General features: G+C 70.5%; 1 protein-coding gene. It reads left to right on the top strand.

Annotated features, from left to right (window positions below):
• Nucleotides 1–555: SidA/IucD/PvdA family monooxygenase (locus KUM32_RS41530; protein ID WP_217146808.1), on the top strand; the 555-nt coding region annotated here is incomplete at both ends.

Genomic DNA, 555 nt, shown 5'->3' with positions numbered 1-555 from the left:
GTCCCGTACGTGCCGGAGTCCTTCCAGAAGCACGTCGGCGAGCGCGTCTTCCACGCCAGCGAGTTCCTGCCCCGGATGACCGCGCTGCGCGAGAACCTGGGCCGGGCGCCGCGCTTCGCGATCATCGGTGCCGGCCAGACCGCGGGCGAGATCATCCTGTACCTGGCGAACGCGCACCCCGACGCGCAGATCCACTCGCTGGTGCGGCACGGCGGCTTCAAGATGTACGAACTCGGCCACTTCAGCAACGAGGCGTACTTCCCCGCCGAGACGGACTACTTCTACGGCCTGGAGGGCGACGCCCGGGAGCGGGCGCTCGCGCACGCCCGCGCCACCAACTACTCGGCCGTGGACCCCGACGTGTCCACCGCCCTCTACCAGGCGGCCTACCAGGACCGGTTGTCCGGCACCAACCGGCTGCACATGCACCGCCGCGTCGAGGTCACCGACCTCGCGGTCTCCGAGAGCGGGGTGCGGCTGACGACCTCCGAGGTGTACACGGAGGAGGCGGGCGCCATCGAGGCCGACGCGGTGATCCTGTGCACCGGGTACACG

The organism is Streptomyces sp. AC627_RSS907, assembly GCF_019049165.1.
The sequence above is the reverse complement of the archived record's forward strand: the minus strand, read 5'-3'. Positions and strand labels throughout refer to the sequence as shown.